Origin of the sequence: Acinetobacter sp. YH12236 (genome assembly GCF_013417645.1) — a bacterium.
Lineage (GTDB): Bacteria > Pseudomonadota > Gammaproteobacteria > Pseudomonadales > Moraxellaceae > Acinetobacter.
Genome location: NZ_VPDM01000045.1, coordinates 1 through 19,307, shown reverse-complemented (window position 1 = coordinate 19,307; position 19,307 = coordinate 1). Strand labels below are relative to the sequence as shown.

General features: G+C 42.1%; 22 protein-coding genes. 7 read left to right on the top strand and 15 right to left on the bottom strand.

Features of this window, described 5'->3' with window-relative positions; all coding sequences use genetic code 11:
- Positions 1-185 precede the first annotated feature (185 nt).
- A complete protein-coding gene (locus tag FTV14_RS14490; RefSeq protein ID WP_180010693.1) occupies positions 186-986 on the bottom strand; it encodes an enoyl-CoA hydratase in 801 nt (266 codons plus the stop codon).
- Between the two features lie 101 nt (positions 987-1,087).
- Here FTV14_RS14490 and FTV14_RS14485 point away from each other — a divergent pair, with 101 nt between their 5' ends.
- Positions 1,088-1,657, top strand: coding sequence for a nicotinate-nicotinamide nucleotide adenylyltransferase (locus FTV14_RS14485; protein ID WP_004784571.1), 570 nt, complete (start codon positions 1,088-1,090; stop codon positions 1,655-1,657).
- A gap of 47 nt (positions 1,658-1,704) precedes the next feature.
- Positions 1,705-2,268: a YceI family protein gene (locus tag FTV14_RS14480; protein WP_180010736.1), complete on the top strand. Its 564-nt coding sequence runs from the start codon at positions 1,705-1,707 to the stop codon at positions 2,266-2,268.
- A gap of 46 nt (positions 2,269-2,314) precedes the next feature.
- Here FTV14_RS14480 and FTV14_RS14475 read toward each other — a convergent pair whose 3' ends face one another.
- On the bottom strand, positions 2,315-3,217 hold the full coding sequence (locus FTV14_RS14475) for a LysR family transcriptional regulator ArgP (RefSeq protein ID WP_180002801.1): 903 nt from the start codon (positions 3,215-3,217) through the stop codon (positions 2,315-2,317).
- Positions 3,218-3,324: 107 nt separating this feature from the next.
- On the opposite strand from FTV14_RS14475, the gene FTV14_RS14470 reads away from it, so the two are divergent.
- The gene (locus tag FTV14_RS14470) at positions 3,325-3,924 is read left to right on the top strand and encodes a LysE/ArgO family amino acid transporter (RefSeq protein WP_166138351.1); all 600 of its coding nucleotides are present in this window, start codon (positions 3,325-3,327) and stop codon (positions 3,922-3,924) included.
- A gap of 75 nt (positions 3,925-3,999) precedes the next feature.
- On the opposite strand, the gene FTV14_RS14465 is transcribed toward FTV14_RS14470, so the two are convergent.
- From FTV14_RS14465 to dapD, 5 genes are all read right to left on the bottom strand, one after another.
- Positions 4,000-4,458, bottom strand: coding sequence for a peroxiredoxin (locus FTV14_RS14465; protein WP_180010697.1), 459 nt, complete (start codon positions 4,456-4,458; stop codon positions 4,000-4,002).
- An 80-nt stretch (positions 4,459-4,538) separates the two neighbouring features.
- Positions 4,539-5,000, bottom strand: a complete 462-nt coding sequence (locus tag FTV14_RS14460; RefSeq protein ID WP_034171206.1) for a hypothetical protein — start codon at positions 4,998-5,000, stop codon at positions 4,539-4,541.
- Positions 5,001-5,027: 27 nt separating this feature from the next.
- Positions 5,028-5,696: a 7-cyano-7-deazaguanine synthase QueC gene (gene queC, locus FTV14_RS14455; RefSeq protein WP_180010699.1), complete on the bottom strand. Its 669-nt coding sequence runs from the start codon at positions 5,694-5,696 to the stop codon at positions 5,028-5,030.
- A gap of 33 nt (positions 5,697-5,729) precedes the next feature.
- Positions 5,730-6,440 (bottom strand): 7-carboxy-7-deazaguanine synthase QueE, encoded by a 711-nt coding sequence (queE, locus tag FTV14_RS14450; RefSeq protein WP_159124056.1) that lies wholly within the window; start codon positions 6,438-6,440, stop codon positions 5,730-5,732.
- Between the two features lie 131 nt (positions 6,441-6,571).
- Positions 6,572-7,393: a 2,3,4,5-tetrahydropyridine-2,6-dicarboxylate N-succinyltransferase gene (gene dapD / locus FTV14_RS14445; RefSeq protein WP_004784553.1), complete on the bottom strand. Its 822-nt coding sequence runs from the start codon at positions 7,391-7,393 to the stop codon at positions 6,572-6,574.
- 299 nt (positions 7,394-7,692) lie between these two features.
- On the opposite strand from dapD, the gene carO reads away from it, so the two are divergent.
- The gene (gene carO / locus FTV14_RS14440) at positions 7,693-8,427 is read left to right on the top strand and encodes an ornithine uptake porin CarO (protein WP_180010701.1); all 735 of its coding nucleotides are present in this window, start codon (positions 7,693-7,695) and stop codon (positions 8,425-8,427) included.
- Positions 8,428-8,490: 63 nt separating this feature from the next.
- Here the strand turns inward: carO and FTV14_RS14435 are convergent, their stop codons facing one another.
- The 8 genes from FTV14_RS14435 to FTV14_RS14400 form a co-directional block, all read right to left on the bottom strand.
- Positions 8,491-9,693, bottom strand: coding sequence for an outer membrane protein transport protein (locus FTV14_RS14435; protein ID WP_180010703.1), 1,203 nt, complete (start codon positions 9,691-9,693; stop codon positions 8,491-8,493).
- Positions 9,694-9,812: 119 nt separating this feature from the next.
- Entirely contained in the window at positions 9,813-10,736 is a 924-nt protein-coding gene (locus tag FTV14_RS14430) for a CysB family HTH-type transcriptional regulator (protein WP_004784546.1), read from the bottom strand.
- Between the two features lie 52 nt (positions 10,737-10,788).
- Positions 10,789-11,850, bottom strand: a complete 1,062-nt coding sequence (locus FTV14_RS14425) for a sulfate/molybdate ABC transporter ATP-binding protein (protein WP_159124059.1) — start codon at positions 11,848-11,850, stop codon at positions 10,789-10,791.
- An 11-nt stretch (positions 11,851-11,861) separates the two neighbouring features.
- Positions 11,862-12,755, bottom strand: a complete 894-nt coding sequence (cysW, locus tag FTV14_RS14420; protein WP_180010705.1) for a sulfate ABC transporter permease subunit CysW — start codon at positions 12,753-12,755, stop codon at positions 11,862-11,864.
- Positions 12,752-13,585 (bottom strand): sulfate ABC transporter permease subunit CysT, encoded by an 834-nt coding sequence (gene cysT, locus FTV14_RS14415; protein WP_004784537.1) that lies wholly within the window; start codon positions 13,583-13,585, stop codon positions 12,752-12,754. Before cysT ends, cysW begins: the two co-directional genes overlap by 4 nt.
- An 86-nt stretch (positions 13,586-13,671) precedes the next feature.
- The gene (locus FTV14_RS14410) at positions 13,672-14,277 is read right to left on the bottom strand and encodes an alpha/beta hydrolase (RefSeq protein WP_180010707.1); all 606 of its coding nucleotides are present in this window, start codon (positions 14,275-14,277) and stop codon (positions 13,672-13,674) included.
- A 20-nt stretch (positions 14,278-14,297) separates the two neighbouring features.
- Positions 14,298-15,323, bottom strand: coding sequence for a sulfate ABC transporter substrate-binding protein (locus FTV14_RS14405; protein WP_180054079.1), 1,026 nt, complete (start codon positions 15,321-15,323; stop codon positions 14,298-14,300).
- Between the two features lie 173 nt (positions 15,324-15,496).
- Positions 15,497-16,507 carry a sulfate ABC transporter substrate-binding protein gene (locus tag FTV14_RS14400; RefSeq protein WP_034703949.1) on the bottom strand — a complete coding sequence of 337 codons (1,011 nt, stop codon included), beginning with the start codon at positions 16,505-16,507 and terminating at the stop codon, positions 15,497-15,499.
- A gap of 161 nt (positions 16,508-16,668) precedes the next feature.
- Here FTV14_RS14400 and pabC point away from each other — a divergent pair, with 161 nt between their 5' ends.
- The 3 genes from pabC to tmk are packed head-to-tail and all read left to right on the top strand — an operon-like array spanning position 16,669 to position 19,146.
- On the top strand, positions 16,669-17,484 hold the full coding sequence (pabC, locus tag FTV14_RS14395) for an aminodeoxychorismate lyase (RefSeq protein WP_180054078.1): 816 nt from the start codon (positions 16,669-16,671) through the stop codon (positions 17,482-17,484).
- Position 17,485: 1 nt separating this feature from the next.
- Positions 17,486-18,544, top strand: a complete 1,059-nt coding sequence (mltG, locus tag FTV14_RS14390) for an endolytic transglycosylase MltG (protein WP_180054077.1) — start codon at positions 17,486-17,488, stop codon at positions 18,542-18,544.
- Positions 18,545-18,546: 2 nt separating this feature from the next.
- Positions 18,547-19,146: a dTMP kinase gene (gene tmk / locus FTV14_RS14385; protein ID WP_180054076.1), complete on the top strand. Its 600-nt coding sequence runs from the start codon at positions 18,547-18,549 to the stop codon at positions 19,144-19,146.
- Positions 19,147-19,307: the final 161 nt, after the last annotated feature.

Below are 19,307 nucleotides of genomic sequence, written 5' to 3'. Positions count from 1 at the left end.
TGTTCCATTTTAGAGATTTGTTTAAGATAAGATATAACTCATTGAGATGTGTCATAGTATTCGTCGTTAGAAAACAATTATTGTGACATTATTTCAATGAGTTATCTATTTTTGTCGTGTACAGAGCAAAAAAATAAAAGATTGAGGCAGTCTAAACTGCCTCAATTAAAAGATAAGTTTCAGAATTAGTTGAATTGTGTGAAATCAGGTTTCCGTTTTTGCATAAACGCCTGAACGGCTTCCGTCATTTCAGGTGAACCCACACGTTTCATAAAGATCTCCGCTTCATCATCAATACACTCGATAATTTCAGCCAGATTATGCTTCATCAGTGCTTTGGTTTGTTTAATAGAAGCCAGGGGTAAAGCGGCAAGAGTTTTTGCCTGTTTTTCAGCAGCGGCATAGACATCTTCCTCAATGCTATTTACCAGACCTGCACCCAATGCTTTTTGACTATTAAATCGCTGTGCAGTAAGCAGTAACTCAGCCGCTTTATGATAGCCAGCTTGTTGTACTAACAGCTTACTTGAAGCGCCTTCAGGCGACAGGCCAAGGCTAACAAATGGAATCTGGAACAGGGCAGTATTGTCACTATAAACCAGATCAGCATGCAGCAGAATCGTTACCCCGATACCAATCGCAACGCCACGAACGGCTGCAATTAAAGGCTTGGAAAATTTTGCAGCGGACTTCAACAGGACAAAAGGAGGAGTATCGCCAGCCTTAGCTTGCAGAGGTGTCTGAATAAACTTCATGAAGTCCTGCATGTCATTGCCGGCACTAAAGTCTGCGTCTTGACCACGTAGAATCACGACACGCACACTACTATCCTGATCCGCTTCATCCAGTGCCTGTGCGATCCATAGATATAGTTCGCCGTAAAGCGCATTTTTTGCCTCAGGACGGTGAATGGCTAAGGTCAATACGCCATGGTCTAAATTCGCATTTAAATGCTGATGCGGTTGTTGAATACAGCTCAGTGTCATCGTACTATCCTTGCTTTATTAATATGAATTTATTGGCGCTTATTATGTCGCAAAAACTTCCCTGCGGCATAACTGATGCGTTCATAAAAGTAAGATGTGCTATGAAGTATAAATTTGATTACCTGGTGTTTATTGGTCGTTTTCAACCTTTCCATCTGGCCCATATGCAAACGATTAAAATTGCCTTGCAGCAGAGCCAGCAGGTGATTCTGGCATTAGGCTCAGCACAGCAAGAACGCAATATTAAAAATCCATTTCTGGCCACTGAGCGTGAAGAAATGATCCTGTCGAATTTTTCTGAAGCAGATCAGAAACGGATTAAATTTGTCCATGTCATTGACGTCTATAATGATGAAAAATGGCAAAAACTGGTGAAATCGCTGGTGTCTGAAGTAGTTGAAGCAGAAGCAAAAGTTGGTCTAATTGGACACTTTAAAGATGAATCTTCTTATTATTTAAGTTTGTTCCCGGAATGGGAAATGGTGGAACTGGATAGCTTGGTTGGCGCTATATCCGCCACTCCTTTACGTGAAGCGTATTATCGCGGTGAAGTGGTGGAATCGGCTTTTCCTTTAGGCACCAGTGAGTTTTTACATAAATTTAAAAATAATGAGATTTATCAACAATTGGTCAACAAGTTTGAACTAAATGATAAAACAAATCTGGGCTAAAACCGTTTTAAGGTAGTGAGTTCATTTGATTGTTAAGGATGAACACAATGAATCTATTCCTGAAAAATATAGCTTATGCGGGTGCTCTATCTGCTATGTGTATATCGGCTGCGTATGCTAAAAGCTGGACATTGACGCCTCAAAGTAGTGTCGGCTTTAGCATTAACTCCTTGGGTTTAAATGTGGTAAAGGGAAATTTTCAAGAGTTCAAGGCAACCATGCAGTTTGATCCCGATCGGCCACAACAGTCATCTACTGAGTTCACTATGCAGGTGGATAGCCTGGAGGTTTCCAAGCCCAGCCTTAAAAATATGATTATGGGTGAGGATCTGTTTCATGCATCGCGCTATAAAACAGTCAATTTCAAAAGTACCCAGTTTAAGCCAAATGGTACGAATCGTTATCAGGTCATGGGTCAACTCACTCTAAGAGGGGCTACTCGACCAGTAGTTTTCGATACCACTCTGACACCGAACAAGGCTAATCCTAATCTACTCGATGTGAAATCCACTACGGTAATTAATCGCTCAGATTTTGGGATGAAGAAAGCCACTGCAGGCGTGGGTGAAAAAGTTAATATTCACCTAATGGGACAGTGGAAAACCCAATAATCTGATATTCAATTTCTGTGAATTCGGCAGGACATCATAGAACTGCTTATTGAATTGGATTATTCATACATTGTTCTGCCTGTTCCAGAATGACTTTGGTTAACTGTTTTAGAGCGGGAGACTGCTGTTTCCAGTGATGCCAATATAAAGGTACATCACAACAGCATTCAGGCAGTATTTCGATCAGTGTCCCATTTTGAATCCGGTCCGCAATTTGATAGTCCGGCACCAAACCATATCCTAATCCAGAAAAAATAGCGTCCGCAAAGGCGGTCGAGGAGGGAATATAGTGAAAAGGAAAACATTGCTGGTTTAAGCCAAATTGAGCTAACAGTAGATGGCTATGTAAATGATCCTGATCATTATAAATCACAGCGGGTGCCTTACGCAGTGATTCCCGGTGAATGCCTTGTTTAAACCAAGAATGCACAAAAGCAGGTGTTGCGACCATTCTATAATGCATCTGCCCAATAAAATAAGCCTTACAGCCCGGCATGGCTTCACTCTCACTGCTAATACAGGCATTGACTTGGCCCTGCTCCAGAAGCTTATGAGTTTCACTTTGAACAGCCACCTGAAGATTCAAAGTGATTTTCTCTGCAAGCAGGGTGGTGTTCAGACAGGGAAATAACCAGGTCGCGAGTGAATCCGCATTTACCGCGATATGAATCGAGCTAAATTCTGCTTTATTTTGACCATTTAATTGCTGGATCAATTGCTGCTGTAACAGGCGTTGATGCTGCAAATAATTCAGTAAGGTTTGACCAGCATTGGTCACTTTACAAGGACGCTCACGTAGCACCAAAACTTGCCCCAAATCTCTTTCCAGATTTTGCACTCTTAAAGTGACTGCCGAAGCCGTTATATTTAATACTTTTGCGGCAGCATCAAAACTTTGGGTTTCTGCAACAGCCAGAAAAGCATCACAGTTTTTAGAATTAAGTGGCATAGCTTACCTAAATAAAATTTAGTCTAAATGATATTTTCTTAATTATATTTAATTGAAAAGAATAACATAGATAATGATCCCCATCTTTATAATTCCATGATATTCCAATGTTAAATGCATATATACAAGGTCTTGCAGTAGGCTTTAGCCTGATTATTGCCATTGGTGCACAAAATGCTTTTGTATTGAAGCAGGGCTTGAAACAGCAGTATGTCTTTGCGATCTGTATGTGTTGTGCCTTATCTGATGCAATATTAATTTTTGCCGGTGTTTTGGGGTTTTCACAATTGATGCTGGTCAATCCGCACTGGATCAATATGGCGAAATATCTGGGTGCAACTTTTCTGGCGATCTATGGCGCTCAGCATTTTTATCAGGCCTGGAAGAATGAGCAGCGTCTGGACACAGATCAAAAAGATGTGCCTTCTTTATATAAGGTTTTGCTGATTTGTTTGATGCTGACCTGGCTCAATCCGCATGTTTATCTGGATGCACTGGTCTTGATTGGTTCTATCTCCACCCAATATTCCAATGCGCAGATACAATTTGCCTTGGGAGCGATTAGTGCGTCCTTTGTATTCTTTTTTGGATTGGGCTATGCAGCACGTTATTTGCAACCTATTTTTCAGCGTCCAAAAGCCTGGAAAATACTGGATGTACTCATTGGCTGTGTAATGTGGTCAATTGCAGTTTCTTTAGTGAACTGAATTGTTCTTTGCAGCAACTCTAAAGAAAAAGGCATGATATTTCTATTCATGCCTTCTTTGATTTTATGAAAGATCTTAAGCAGCCTGTAAAGCTTTCAAATCTTCTAAGACCTGTTCAGCATGGCCAGCGGCTTTTACCTTACGGTATTCTTTGACCAATTTGCCATTATGGAAAATGAAGGTAGAGCGCTCAATGCCCATCACTTTCTTACCATACATATTCTTTTCTTTAATGACATCAAAGTGTTTGCATAACACTTCTTCTTTATCACTGATCAGATTGATAGTCAGATTCTGTTTTTCAGTAAAGTTCTGGTGCACTTTAACCGAATCACGTGATACGCCCAGAATAGTCGTATTGAGCGCATCAAACTGATCTTTTAAACAAGAAAAACCGACTGCCTGAGTGGTACAGCCAGGTGTCGAATCTTTAGGATAAAAATAGATCACCAGCCATTCTGCATCCAGTTGGGCCAGATTAATTTCACCTGTAGTGGTCGGAAAAGTGTGCTCAAGTAAGCTGATCTCAGACATGATCTCTCCAATTTTTCTAAATTTTTTCAAAAAAATAAGCCACATTATAGTGGCTTATCCTAGAAAAACATCCGTCAGGATTATTTCTTTTGAGCGGCTTTATTGGCTTCTGCAGCAAGTGAATTTAATTTACCTGCGAGCTGTGGGCCTACACAAGACTGCACGTTCTGGCTTTGTTTTTTAACAAAGTCTAAAGTAGCAGGGTTTTTCTTCTGGTTAATGGTACTTTGAATCTGCCATTTTTGGGCTTGAGTCAATTTACCTTCCGCATCTACTTCACATGTACAAAGCTTGTTCACATCAGACTGAGTCAGTTTTTTGTACTTCACTGCCTGTTTGTATGGAATAGCACAGGCTTTAATTAAACCGTCACGTACATTTGAACTGCTTCCAGCATTTTTCATGGCAGTTGTGTATTCTTTTTTCATCGCCTCAAATTCTGCTTTTGCCTTAGCTTGATCATTATTTGCAAAAGATGCAGTTGAAAATAGGGCAGACAAAGAGAGTAGGCTAGTCGCAAGTAATTTGGCTTTAATATTCATAATATGGATTTATAACCTTGATCGATTTTAAAGGTAATAACGTGTCGGGTCTTCAACACCTGCATCAGCAAAACCTTGCTTGCGTAAACGACAACTGTCACATGTTCCACACGCACGTCCTTGGGCATCTGCTTGGTAGCAAGATACCGTTTGACTGTAGTCTACGCCATGTTCTAGGCCTAAGCGAATGATATTTGCTTTGGATAAATGTAACAAAGGTGTTTCAAATTTCAGGGCCTGACCTTCGACACCAACCTTGGTTGCAAGGCGTGCCATGTTGGCAAAAGCTTCGATAAATTCCGGGCGGCAGTCTGGATAACCTGAATAATCCACCGCATTAATCCCGATCACAATTGCCTCAGCACCGAACACTTCTGCAGCAGCCAAAGCATAAGATAAGAAGATGGTATTTCGTGCAGGTACATAGGTTACCGGAATACCTTCCTGCAATTGGTCTGGTACCTCAATGCTATGATCAGTAAGGGCTGAGCCGCCTAGGTTACCTAAATCAATATTGATGACACGATGTTCTACACCCGAGCGTTGAGCCAGTGCACGAGCTGCATCAAGTTCTGTAGTAGAGCGTTGGCCATACATAAAACTCAGTGCAATACATTCATAGCGTGCCTGCGCCCAAGCCAGACAGGTTGTTGAATCTAATCCGCCAGATAACAATACAATGGCACGAGGGCGCATAACAAATACTCCAATATAGTAAATTTACAAAAATTAACGACCAGTTTCATCATTCCATAACAACTTGTGCAGCTGCAGCTGGAAACGAACAGGGAGATGGTCTTCTAAAATCCATTGAGCCAGATCACGTGCCAATTGTGGCAAGCGTGCAGCTCCTTTTTCAACTGCAAATGCAGGGGAGAACCAGACTGTACTGACTTTTTCATTCAACTGGTACTGTTCTACCTGCTGTTTTGACCATTCATAATCTTCACGATTACAGATCACAAACTTAATCTGGTCATGCTGAGTCAAATGATCCAGATTTGTAAGCAAATTTCGTGCAACTTCACCTGAAGTTGGCGTTTTTAAATCCAGAACTTTGGATACCCGTGCATCCACTTTAGAAACATCTAATGCACCACTGGTTTCTAAAGAGACTTCACAGCCTAAATCTGCAAGTCGCTGTATCAGAGGTAGGGCGTTCGGTTGCGCTAATGGTTCACCACCGGTCACACAGACATAAGGCGTTTTAAAATCAAGCGTGGTCTGGATGATGTCATCTAAAGATTTACGCTCGCCACCTTCAAAAGAATAGGTAGTATCACAATACGTACAGCGCAGTGGACATCCGGTTAAGCGGATAAATACGGTCGGTAAACCTGCAGTATTGGCTTCACCTTGTAATGAATAGAAGATCTCCGTAATGCGTAAGCCCGCAGACGGATCAGAAACTGGAATTGCGGAAGATCGAAGCGTATTCATAACAACATTAACCACTGAAAAATAAATAACAATGTATAAAAATAAAAATCCCTACGATCATTGCTGACCGTAGAGACGAGGAGCGGTTGAAGCTCCGAGGAACACAAATGTGTCCTCTAGGTTAAGACATCTTAGTCTTCGCGAAGCAGATCGTTCAGGCTAGTTTTAGCACGAGTTTTCGCATCTACTTTTTTCACGATTACAGCTGCATATAAGCTGTATTTACCGCATTTAGATGGCAGGCTGCCTGATACCACAACAGAACCAGCAGGTACGCGGCCATAATGAATTTCGCCAGTTTCACGGTCATAAATCTTGGTGGATTGACCAATGAATACGCCCATTGAAATGACAGAACCTTCTTCAACGATTACGCCTTCAACGATTTCAGAACGTGCACCGATGAAACAGTTATCTTCAATAATAGTTGGATTAGCTTGAAGCGGTTCAAGAACACCACCGATTCCTACACCACCAGACAAGTGAACATTTTTACCGATTTGAGCACATGAACCTACAGTTGCCCAAGTATCGACCATTGTACCTTCATCTACATAAGCACCGATGTTCACATAAGAAGGCATCAGTACCACGTTTTTCGCCTGGAAAGAACCTTTACGCGCTACCGCCGGAGGAACAACACGTACGCCAGCAGCTTTAAACTGCTCGTCAGTCCAGTCAGAGAATTTAGTATCTACTTTGTCGTAGAAGCGAAGATCACAAGCTTCCATTGGTTTGTTATCGTTTAATTTAAATGATAACAATACCGCTTTCTTAATCCATTGATGAACAACCCATTCACCTTCGATTTTTTCAGCAACACGTAAAGTACCATTGTCCAGGCCAGCAATTACTTCCTCAACTGCTTGACGGATTTCAGCAGGACAGTCTGCTGCTGTGAAATTCGCACGGTCTTCAAACGCTTGTTCAATGATTGTTGAAAGCTGAGACATGATCTTCCTTCCAGAAAAAAATTTCCGATATTTTACACTATATTGCTCTAAAAAGATGGAAAACTAGGAAGGGTGCTGAATTAAATTCGCAAGTAAAGTGATTAGTATCCTTTTCGTATTTTAGATATGTACAAACATTGTTTAAAAAAGGCTTATCATTCAACAAGAAAAATTAATATGTATCAAAAAATAACAAAAGCTCAGCAAAACACGAATAAAAAATATTCATTGACTCCTTTATATTGAGCTCATCACGAATAACTAATGATGAAAAAAAAGTTCTTTTGAGGAGAGAAATAATGAAAGCTTTATATCAACTTTTAGCAGTATCCGTTCTAGCTGCCACAGCTGGATCTGTCATGGCTGCTGATGAAACAATCGTAACAGATGAAGGCGTAGCTGAATTCTCTTTCTTTAAACCTGCAGCTGTTCGTGCTGAAGTCGGTACTACCGGTTACGGTGGCGCGATCTCTTGGAATGCTAACCCTTATGTAGGTGTTACTCTAGGTTATAATGGTGGTGATATTTCTTGGACTGATGATTTATCAATCAACGGTAATAAATATGACCTGGATATGGACAATAACCTGACTTATTTGAACGCTGAAATTCGTCCTTGGGCGAACTGGTTCTATATGGCAGCAGGTGTGGCTTATATCGATAATGATTATGGTCTAGAACGTCGTCCGGGTACTAATGCGTCATTTACTGTAGATGGTTCACGTTTTAATGCAGGCACAACAGATGTTCGTATTAATGGTGATTTATCTTACAAAAACAATATCGCACCTTATGTAGGTCTTGGTTTCTCTCCAGCAATCACTAACCGTTGGGGTGTATTTGGTGAAATCGGTGCATACTACAATGGTAATCCTACTGTAAGTTTAGATGCTAATACAGCAGCTTTAGGTTTGGTTGGTGATGATGGCCGTACTTTAGCAGAAGCATTAGCTGAAGAACGTCGTGAAATTCGTGAAGATAATAAATACGAATGGCTTCCAGTAGCGAAACTGGGTGTAAGTTTCCGCTTCTAAGCTGTAGCTGCTAAGCCTAATAAAAAAAACGAGCTTCGGCTCGTTTTTTTTGTTTATTAAAAGCTATTGAAAATGATAGCCCAACTTCATACCGACGACCCAAACATCATTATCATCCACTGCAGATAAGCCTACGAACTGGGGTATAACAGCGTTTGAATTTGTTTTAGGCTTCTGGAATTTTAAATAATACAGTCCTGTAGCAATATCCCAGTGTTTTTGAAAATTCTGAAAATAGCCTAAACCAACTCCCCAATAACCATCACTCGGATTCAAGGTAGAAGCTGGATTTCCCGTACCTGAGTCCCATAGAATTTCAAAAGAATTAATCATAGAAGAAGGCCATTGATGGGCGATTCCAAATTTGGCCGACCATTGATCCTCTTGATAATCGATCATCTTGATATCTTTCACTTCAGGAAACTCCAGGGCGGCATAATCAATCACTGTACCGAATTTCGGCGGTTGAATGACAAAATCTTGCCAATTTACCCACCGTAAACCCGCATAAAAAATATTCTGGGAGGGAAGTCCGCTCTGAATATCTAAATTAATAGATTGAGGTGTTTGTATTTTCGTAAAGCTGGGCGTAGTTGTGCCGACTATAAGTGATTCTGTGATTTGCAGTTGATGATTTATGGCTGAACGATAAGTCAGCGAACTTCTAAAGAAATACTCAGGAGTTTGATAGCTCATTCCAGCGAGCCAACCCCAGTCAGCATTTTGTTCAAGCTGAACGTGATAACCATTAAAGACTGAAAAAGATTCACCTACCAAACTTAAATTACCTTCTAAGGTCTGATAACTCAGTCCTGCATAGAGATTCCAGTTTGGATCAGGCTGATATCCAAGAATGGAAGTCAGATTATGACTATCAAACTCAATATCGGCTGCTTCAATCTTTGTAGGTTCACCTGCAAAAATTGGACTATATTGATATGCAATATCGACATGGAAGGGCTGATCATAAATGAGTCCCCAAGAGATCTTTGGATGAAGTTGTAATTTTAATGCAGCATTCGCAACCAGTTGATTATTCGCAAGCTGACCCGTGGAAAAATCCTGAATACCTAATTGTTCTAATACTTCGGTATGCTGTACTTGACCGCTAACATTAGGATTCGTCCAGGCAAATGAGACTTCGGCATAATGATCCTTTTCAAAAAAGGACTGGATGGTTTGATTGGATTGTTCAAAAGCTGCTGCGAAACTTGTCCCGGAAAAAATCAGTCCACATCCCAAGAGGGAAAATTTGTAGCTCATCATTAATATAATTTATTTATTGAATTATATTGTAATTATGCTTGATTTTTAATGAAATAATCTACGGTTAAAATTAAAAAAAGAGGCAATACGCCTCTTCAAGTTAGAAAATTCAATCCATATTATTCATCTGGATAAGCCACTTTTTTCAGTGCCTTGATGTCCGCATCTGGTGAGCATAAAGAAATAAACTCATAACCATAACCACGTAATAAGTGGCCTTTACGTACGGCGATCCAGGTAGTATTTACTCCGAAAATATCGGTTTTAATCTGTTTCAGACGATAGTCACGTTCTGGATCATAAGCCAGATCATTGACAATGCCGACACCCATGTTGAGCTCTACATAAGTTTTAATCACATCGGCATCCAGAGCTGACATGACAATATCAACATCTACACCGGCTTCTTCAAAGGCTGAGTCGATTTTAGAACGGCCTGTGAAACCACCATGATAAGTAATAATCGGATAGCCAGCGAGGTCTTCAATACGTACCTGTTCTTTGCTATTTAGCGGGTGATTTTGCGGCGTAATAATACTGTGCTGCCAGTTGTAATAAGGCACACTCGCCAGATTTTCTTCAGTCGTTAAGGCTTCAGTCGCAATCCCGATATCTGCTTCACCCTGAAGTAGCATTTCAGTAATTTCCATTGGACTGGCTTGTTGCAAAATCAGATGAACTTTCGGAAATTCTTTTTTGAACTGATTCACGATCGGCGGTAATACATAACGTGCTTGGGTATGCGTCGTTGCAATCGTTAATGTACCTTCATCGACCTTGTTAAAGTCATCTGCAAGACGTTTAATATTGTCTGCATCAACCAGCATACGTTCTACAATACCAAGAAGTGCCTGACCTGGTTCAGTCAGTCCTAATAGGCGTTTACCTTTACGGATAAATAGCTGTACACCAAGCTCATCTTCTAAATCTTTAATATGCTTACTGACACCTGACTGCGAAGTGTAAAGCGCGGCTGAAGCTTCAGTTAAGTTAAAATTCTGTCTAACAGTTTCTCGAATAATTCTTAATTGTTGGAAATTCATAATTCTTTACCCTATAAGAGGATGGGGCATTTAAAAGCCCCATCTTGCAGCCTTACGCGACCTGGTTTTCAAATAAATGCAGATTTAATGCACTCAACCAAACAGTTTGATCCGGACGGAATTGATGAGCGCGGGCTTCTTCTGGTGTCAGTGAAATTTCAATCAGATTGCCTTGGCGGTCATTCAATTCTGCAACGACTTTTCCTGCAATCCAGAGTTCACGAATGAACGTGGCCTGAATCGCATTTTCTTGTGGTTGTACATGAATACGCAGTTCATCCGGGCGAGCGAAGACAATGACATTACCCTGAGCTGCCTGTTTAGCGGCATCGAACTGAATACGGTCTTCACCTAGCTGAATGATGCCGCCATTATTCTGGCCTTCGAAACGGTTAGCTTGTCCCAGGAAGTCAAACACGAATGGTGTTTTCGGTGTTTCATACACTTCACGTGGTGAACCGATCTGTTCCACATTACCTTTGTTCATCACTACGATTTGATCTGCAACTTCTAAGGCTTCTTCCTGATCGTGAGTGACGAAAATTGAAGTAATGTGCAGTTCATCATGCAGGGTACGTAACCAGCGGCGCAGTTCTTTACGGACTTTGGCATCTAGCGCGCCGAACGGTTCATCCAGTAACAGTACACGTGGCTCAACGGCTAGTGCACGAGCCAAAGCAATACGCTGACGCTGACCACCAGAAAGCTGAGCCGGATAACGGTCAGCCAGGAAGCCAAGTTGTACCAGATCAAGCAAGCGGGTCACGCGTTTTTTAATTTCAGCTTCTGATGGACGAGTAGAGCGTGGACGGACACGTAGACCAAATGCCACGTTGTCAAACACAGTCATGTGACGGAACAGGGCATAGTGCTGGAATACAAAACCCACTTCACGTTCACGAACGTGAACATTGGTTGCATCCTGACCTTCCAGAATCACCTGACCACCGTCAGCAGATTCCAGACCTGCAATGATACGCAATAGGGTAGTTTTACCACAGCCTGACGGGCCGAGCAGGGCAACCAGCTGACCATCCGGGAAATCCAGAGAAATGTTTTTCAGTGCATGGAATGCACCAAAGTGTTTTTCAATATTTTTAACTTGAATACTCATGTGGGCATTCCTTAAGAAACTGTTGAATCATCATTACGTTTGTCTTGTTTTTCCTGGCGCAGTTCGACCCAGGTTTTCAGAACCAGAGTCACAATTGCGAGGAGAGCCAGGAGCGATGACACGGCAAACGCAGCGCTAAAGGTATATTCGTTATATAGAATTTCGACGTGTAGCGGCAAAGTATTGGTTTCACCACGAATATGGCCAGAAACCACTGATACTGCACCGAACTCACCCATGGCGCGGGCATTACACAGAATTACGCCGTAAATCAGACCCCATTTGATATTTGGCAGGGTCACTTTCCAGAAGGTTTGCCAGCCAGATGCACCGAGTACAATCGCAGCTTCTTCTTCTTCAGTACCTTGCGCTTCCATTAAAGGGATCAGCTCACGTGCTACAAAAGGTACGGTAATAAATACAGTCGCTAAAACAATCGCAGGAACGGCGTAAAGGATCTTGATGTCATTATCCATCAACCAGCCACCCATCCAGCCTTGAGTACCGAAAATCAATACCAGCATCAAACCTGCAATAACAGGTGATACCGAGAAAGGCATATCGATAATGGTGGTTAAAACTGATTTACCTGGGAAGTTAAACTTCGCCACTGACCAGGCTGCAGCTACGCCGAATACTACATTCATCGGTACTGCGATCACAGCCGTTAGTAAAGTCAGTTTGACCGCAGATAAAGTATCTGGATGAACAAGGGCTTGCGTATATACGCCAACCCCTTGTTTAAATGCTTCAACAAAGACCAGAACCAAAGGCAGGATCAGGCAGCTTAAAAAGAAGATTAGTGCAATCGCAATCAGGGTATAACGTACCCAGGTCGGCTCACGAGTCGCATCGCGGGATTGCAGCTTTTCAGCCAGCGCATTGCTGTTGGTATTTAAACTCATCGTGCAGTTCTCCCGGTACGGCGGCTCGCCCAAGCTTGCAATAAGTTAATCAGGAAGAGCATTACAAAGGAAATGAGCAGCATCACTACAGCAATTGTGGTCGCACCGGCATAGTCATATTCTTCCAGACGGGAAATAATCATTAATGGCGCAATTTCAGTTTCAAAGGGCTGATTACCGGCAATGAAAATGACCGAGCCATATTCACCGACACCACGTGCAAAGGCCAAAGCAAAACCTGTGATCAGTGCTGGCAGCAGAATCGGGAAAATGACTTTGGTGACGATCTGAAAACGGTTTGCACCGAGTGCAGAAGCCGCTTCTTCCAGTTCAGTTTCTAAATCAGAAAGAACCGGCTGTACCGTACGGACCACAAAAGGAATACCGATAAAGATCAAGGCCAGGGTAATACCGATCGGGGTATAAGCCACCTTGATGCCGATTGGATCTAAATACTGACCAATCCAGCCAGTCGGTGCATATAAAGAAGTCAGAGCAATACCGGCAACTGCGGTTGGCAGGGCAAAAGGCAGATCGACCAGTGCATCGACAATACGTTTGCCCGGAAAGCTATAACGCACCAGACACCATGCCAGTAACAGGCCAAAAACTACATTAATCAAAGCAGCAATAATGGCTGAACTGAAGCTTAGCTGTAATGATTTCAAGATACGTTCAGAGCTCAGGATTTCCCATAAGCCTTCCCAGCCAATGCCGAGTGATTTAATAAAAACGGCAGATAGCGGGATCAGAACGATTAATGACAAATACGCTAGGGTAAAGCCTAGAGAAAGACCAAATCCTGGCAGCACTCGGGATCGCTGCGACATGATTACTCCTCAAAAGAGAGAATGCTGGTTAAAGTTAACCAGCGAAAATTAGAAAATAGAATCGGCACAAGCATAATTTGCAGGGACTAAAATGCAAATTTAAAATAATACTTGCTCTCATCAACTTTGCTGATATGGTGCATAGCCTTTTCTGAAATCAAATATTGTTCAATTTCAGGGAAAGAACCAAAACCGGAAGCAACATTGACATGGCCTACAGCTCCCAGATTAATCGGTTTGATCTTCCAGGCTTTCGCCAGAACCTGAGCATCTTCAAAACTTAGCCATGGATCATTTTCACTGATCAACAAAGTCGTTGGAGCCTGAATCTTGAGCTGCTGAAAATAGGCACTGTAATCTGTCTGGTTATCACGGGCAAAACCATTTTCCCCAAAACGTACCGGATTGGCAGGTGCAACCAGCACCAGATTTTTGACTTTAGTATTCAGTTCAGGATGCTGGGCCAGTGCTGCCACGCTGGTCAAACAGCCAAAGCTATGTGCCACAATTTGTACATCATCTGGAATGGCTTGCAGGGTTTTAACAAATTCTGCGACCCATACATCCAGTACCGGATGATTCCAGTCTTTTTGCTGCACCCGGGAGCAACGCATGAGCCGGTGTTGCAGGCAGGTTTGCCAGTGATTGTATTCACTGCCACCTACACCGGGAACAATAAGCGTATGAGTCATGTCGATGCTCCTGTATGAAATCAGCTTAAATTATTTTTTGCGCTGTTAGCTTTAACGATCTGGTCAAAAACACCACCATTTTCAAAGTGGGCTTTCTGTACTTTATCCCAGCCACCAAACTCCTGATCAATAGTCACCAGTTTTAATGGCTTAAAGACTTGGTTATATTTCGCCAGTATTTTTTCATTACGTGGGCGATAGAAGTTACGTGCTGAGATTTCCTGACCCAGTGGTGAGTAAAGGAAGTTTAAATAACCCTGGGCCAGGTATTTGTTGCCTTTTTTATTGGCATTCTTTTCAACAATCGCCACGGGTGGCTCAGCCAGAATTGACAGGGAAGGAGTCACAATTTCAAACTTGCCCGGTTGTTCACGAAGGGCTAAATGTGCTTCATTTTCCCAAGCCAGTAATACGTCACCGATGCCACGTTCAGCAAAAGTGGTGGTTGAACCACGGGCGCCTGAGTCAAGTACTTTGGTTTGTTTATAGATTTTACGAACAAATTCTTGTGCAGTTTTGTCGTTACCACCCGGTAAATGTTTGGCATATACCCAAGCTGCTAAATAGTTCCATCGTGCACCGCCTGAAGTTTTAGGATTTGGTGTAATAATCGCTACACCCGGTTTTACCAGATCACCCCAATCCTTGATGCCCTTTGGATTGCCTTTACGTACCAGGAATACGATGGTAGAAGTGTATGGTGTTGAGTTTTGTGGTAATTTTTTCTGCCAGTCTGCAGGTAACAGTTTGGCTTTTTCGACCAGTACATCAATGTCAGCGGCTAATGCCAACGTTACAACATCGGCATCCAGACCATCAATCACGGCACGCGCCTGTTTACCTGAAGCACCATGTGACTGTTTAAAGTTAATACTTTGGCCAGTACGGCTTTTCCAGTATTTACCAAATTCTTTGTTGACGTCTTCATAGAGTTCACGCGTCGGATCATAAGAGACATTCAAAAAGTCGCGTGCTGCAGCAGAAAACGAAGTTGCTGAAATAACAGCAGCAAGAACCCCTAGTTTTAGTTTTGTTGAAATGCTCATGTGAACCTCAAACTCTTACACGTTTTGTAACATGAGTGAAGAATAAACCTATTCTTTATGCATAAAAAATAATTAAAAATGAATTTTATATGAAAATATAAGATAAAAGATTTTATAAGTATTTGAAACAACAATAGCCTTATTCAATAAGGCCATTGCATAGACATTTATTATTACGATTTTGTGCTATTTGCCTTTACGATCTGATCAAAGATACCGCCATTGGCAAAGTGTTTTTTCTGTACCTTGTCCCAACCGCCAAACTCTTTATCAATAGTCACCAGCTTCAGCGATTTAAAGACATTGCTGTATTGTTTTAATACTGCCGCATTACGTGGACGGTAGAAATTCTTTGCAGCAACCGTTTGACCCGCAGGTGAGTACAGGTAGTTCAAATAAGCTTTAGCCAGATTTTCATTGCCATCTTTTTTAGCATTCTTTTCAACGATTGCCACTGGTGGCTCAGCCAGAATCGACAAAGAAGGGGTGATGATTTCAAACTTGCCAGGCTGTTCACGAATCGCCAGATGTGCTTCATTTTCCCAAGCCAGCAATACATCACCGATACCACGTTCAGCAAAAGTGGTGGTTGAACCACGTGCACCTGAGTCGAGTACTTTAGTTTGTTTGTAGATCTGGCGAACAAAGTCTTGAGCTTTAGTATCATTGCCGCCTGGCTGATGTTTCGCCCAGGCCCAAGCTGCTAAATAGTTCCAGCGCGCGCCACCAGAGGTTTTCGGGTTTGGTGTAATGATTTCTACGCCAGGTTTCACCAGATCGCCCCAGTCTTTAATGCCTTTAGGGTTGCCTTTTTTCACCAAGAAAACGATGGTTGAGGTATAAGGTGTTGAGTTTTGTGGGAATTTCTTTTGCCAGTCTTTAGGTAGCAGGCCACGAGCAGCGATTTCATCAATGTCTGCAGCTAGAGCCAAAGTCACGACGTCCGCATCCAGACCATCAATGACAGCACGTGCCTGTTTACCTGAACCGCCATGTGACTGTTTAAAGTTCACATCCTGACCAGTAGATTTTTTCCAGTAAGCACTGAATTCTTTATTAAAGTTATCGTACAATTCGCGAGTTGGGTCATAAGACACGTTCAGGAAGTCTTTTGCAGATACGCTAAAAGCGGTTGCTGAAATAAGTGCTGCCAATACCCCAATTTTTAATTTACGGATGTTCATATTTGCCTCAAATGTTTCTTTGTTTTGTTGGATGGGGCAAGAATAGCTGGAGATTTTTTGCATAAAAAATAATTAAAAACGAATTTTATGTGAGTAAAACAGATATATAGACGGAGCTTATATTTCATCGCTTTATCCGTCATCAGAGAGGCCTTAAAAGCATGTTGTATTTAAAAAATGCTCAACCCGTCAAAGATATAGATGTGCTGGATCGTGCCTTTCATTATGGTGATGGTTGCTTTACTACCGCGCGCATCCGTCGAAATCGGATCGAGTTAGCAGACCGTCATCTAGCCCGTTTAAGGATGAGCCAGCAAAAAATAAGTTTGCAGGCTGATCTGGACCTGATTGAAAAAAGTTTGCAAGCGTTATTGAAATCAGAAGCTGAACTGAACGGCACCTTAAAGATTGTACTGAGTCGTGGTATAGGACAGCGTGGTTATAGCCTGCCAGACCATCCGGCAGATCTTTGGGTGTTCTATTATCCGAAAACTGTACAGGACTTCAGTTATGAACAGATTCAGACGGGTGTATTGCAACAGGCCATTGGTCTCAGTATGCCGAATCTGGTGGGGCTGAAAACCTTAAACCGTCTGGAACAGGTTTTGCTTAAACAGGAAGCGGATCAGCATGGCTGGCCGGAAGCACTGGTAACTGATGTGCAGGGTACAATTGTTGAAGGGGTGAGCAGTAATTGCTTCATTCGTATAAACAATACATGGATTACACCAGAACTTCGTTATAATGGCGTCTTCGGTGTGATGCGTGCAGAAATTTTGCAACGTATGCAGGATCAGGGCATTATCTGTCAGCAGCGTGATGTGGAAATGGATGAAATTCCCCATATCGACAGTCTGTTTTTCTGCAATGCGCTCAGTCCGATGAAAATTGCCACTCAATTTGAGCAGCGTGCTTTAAATGTAGATGCTTGTATTGAACTTTTTAACCGTCTTCGATTGAATCAGATGCCTTATTAATATGTCAGCTTCCAAGTCTAAAACCAAAAAGAAAAATAATGCCAAACGCCCTGGTTTCATGAGAGGGATAGTTCTATTTCTAATCGGGATACTCCTGGTTCTAGGGTTAATCCTGAAAGCTAGCCTATGGAAAGATTATCCTGTAGAAGGTCCAAAACAGTTACTGGCAATTAGTAACGGTGAAACCTATTCTGGATTTATTGATCGGCTGGCCAAAGAAAATCATGTCAGCTTTCCGATTATTTTAAAGCTGTATCAGCGCATCATGATTCATGACACCATGAAGGCGGGTGTTTATGAAATTACTCAAGGTATGAGTATCCGTGCAGTGCTGGACATGATTTCCAATGCAGAAAATGCTCAGATGAACCGGATTCTGGTGATTGAAGGCACGACCTTTAAACAGCTGATTGATGCCTTAAAGAAAGATGATCTGGTGACTAAAGAAGTGGTGAATTTGCCAACCGATCAATTGCTCAAAGAACTTAATATTCCATTTAATCATCCTGAAGGTCTGTTTGCTCCGGATACCTATTTCTTTGCCAAAGGTGAAACGGATCGCAAGATTCTGACCGATCTTTATCAGCGCCAGATGAAGTCTCTGGATCAGGCTTGGGAAAAACGTGCTTCAGATCTGCCATATCAGAATAAATATGAAGCGCTGATCATGGCATCGATCATTGAAAAAGAAACCAGTCTGGATAGCGAGTTACAACAGGTGTCTGGCGTATTTGTGCGCCGTTTGAAAATTGGCATGCGTCTACAGACAGATCCAACCGTGATTTATGGTATGGGGGAGAATTACAAAGGTAATATTACTCGTCAGGATCTACGCACTCCAACACCTTATAACACCTATACCATGGCTGGCTTACCACCAACACCGATTGCCTTACCAAGCAAAAAAGCTATTGAAGCAGCGATGCATCCGGACAATTCACAAAATCTTTATTTTGTTGCAACGGGTAATGGTGGGCATAAATTCAGCAGCAGTCTGCAAGACCACAATAGAGCAGTGCAAGAATATCTCTCTGTTTTACGTTCAAAAAATAAGGAATGAGCATGTTTATCAGCTTTGAAGGCACTGAGGGTGTAGGGAAAACCACACTCATTCGTCGTATCTATGATGATTTTATTGCTCAAGGTAAAGAGGTCGTGTTGACCCGCGAGCCGGGTGGCACACCAATGGCAGAACAGATTCGTTCGCTGTTATTGGCCGTAAACCACGAAGAAGCGATGTGCCATGATACAGAGTTATTGCTGATGTATGCGGCACGTGCCCAGCATCTGGCACAAGTGATTTTACCCGCTTTAAATGCTGGAAAATTTGTCTTATGTGATCGCTTCAGTGATGCCAGTTTTTCCTATCAATGTGCAGGACGTGGACTCAGTGAAGACAAGCTGAATCTGTTAAATCAAAATTTTGTGGAACGTATGCCAGATATTACGTTCTGGCTGGATGCACCGATTGAACTGGGTATGAATCGCGCTCGTGCCCGAGGTGCGCTGGATCGGTTTGAGCAAGAGAAAGTTACTTTCTTTGAGAAAGTTCGCGCTGGATATGCAACACTATGCCAGCGTCATCCAGAGCGGATTAAATGTCTGGATGCAACTCAAACACCGGATCAGGTGTTTGAACAGGCGCTGTCTTATTTAAAATAATTTTATTCTAAAGATATTTTTGGCATACTTTTCTCTAGGGTGTGTTGACACTTTTAGCTTAAAAAAATAGCGAAGTAGTAAAATCAAATCGCCAAACCCAATTTTACTATTCGCTATGACTCGTACCATGCTGACAGATCAACACTGGCAAAAGTTGAAAG